The organism is Companilactobacillus halodurans (assembly GCF_009600985.1).
Taxonomy (GTDB): Bacteria; Bacillota; Bacilli; order Lactobacillales; family Lactobacillaceae; genus Companilactobacillus; species Companilactobacillus halodurans.
In genome coordinates this window covers 1-1,261 of sequence record NZ_VDFP01000179.1, presented here as the reverse complement: position 1 = coordinate 1,261, position 1,261 = coordinate 1, and the positions used below count along the sequence as shown (strand labels likewise).

Here is a 1,261-nt window from a genome sequence, read left to right as displayed (position 1 = left end):
ACTGCAAGTGAAGCAGCAGCTTGTGACATATTTGAACATAAAGCAACAACACGAATAATTGGGTCAAAACCTTGGGTAGCAACTAACTGAATACTAATTGGTGATAAAGCTTTGTGAATACCAATTGAAACAAGCCAAGGATATAAACTAGCAAGTATGGGGATTGCGATAAGGCCAGCATTGTGGTAAAGCCACATCGCAATAAAGCCAATGCCTTGAGAAATCCAATTTGAGAATGGTCCAATAAGCAAGAATACTAATGGTCCAGTAATTAACATAGTAAGCATTGGTTCCATGAAGACTTTAATCATTCCTGGAGTAATCTTCCTGACAAATTTATAAATGTAAGACATAATCCAAACAGAAAGGATTGCAGTAATTAAAGTCGATGAATATTGGACTAGTGGAACTGGTAACTCTAAAAAGTATAATGGTTTCTTAGCAGCTACAATTTGTGCCCAAATCGGGTGAACTGTCATTAATCCAATGAATCCACCTAACATTTGATTGGTTTTAAATATTTTAGCAGCTGAAAAACCAACGTATGCTGGCATGAAGTAATAACCTGTATCAAAGATTAAATTTAATAATTGATAAGTTTGACTTTTGTCTGAAAGGACATTAGACATTGTTAAAATTAACAATAAAACTTTGCCCATACCAGCACCGGCTAGTAACGGGATTGCTGGTGCGATTGAACCAGTAATTGCACCGATGATTATGTCAAACCAATTCTTCTTTTTATTTGATTGATTACTGTTATCGCCATCATTATTGTCAATGTGGATCATTTGCATTAAATCATCATAGACATCTTCAACGGTGTTACCAATAACTAATTGATATTGACCACCTTTTTTAACTACTTGCAAAACGCCGTTAATATTTTCGGCTTTTTTATCATCAGCTTTACTTTCATCTTTTAAAACAAAACGTAATCTTGTGGCGCAATGGACAACTGACTGAATATTTTCTTCGCCGCCAATTGCGTCCAAGATTTCTTTGTTCATCTTCTCATATTTCATTTTCTTCCCCTCAAATCTGAAGTTATCTTGTTAATATGAATCGCAATATACATTACTTCTTCATTAGTTAATTGATCATTGTATTTTTCAGCAATAAAGTCTTTAATTTTCAAAGCACATTTATAGGCATCGATGTCGCTTAATTTAATGACTTTTAAAATTTCATCACTTAAATCACCCAGATTGCGATTACCTTTGTTATACATCATATATTTCCAAAAGAATTTTAAATGCAA

2 protein-coding genes are annotated in these 1,261 nt (G+C 33.5%); both read right to left on the bottom strand.

Annotation, left to right across the window (positions count from 1 at the left end):
• A partial coding sequence (locus tag FHL06_RS13430) for a PTS transporter subunit EIIC (RefSeq protein ID WP_192918009.1) occupies positions 1-1,025 on the bottom strand: 1,025 nt, incomplete at its 3' end.
• On the bottom strand, positions 1,022-1,261 hold a 240-nt coding region (locus FHL06_RS13425; protein WP_153387128.1), incomplete at its 5' end, for a PRD domain-containing protein. The genes FHL06_RS13425 and FHL06_RS13430, both read right to left, overlap by 4 nt.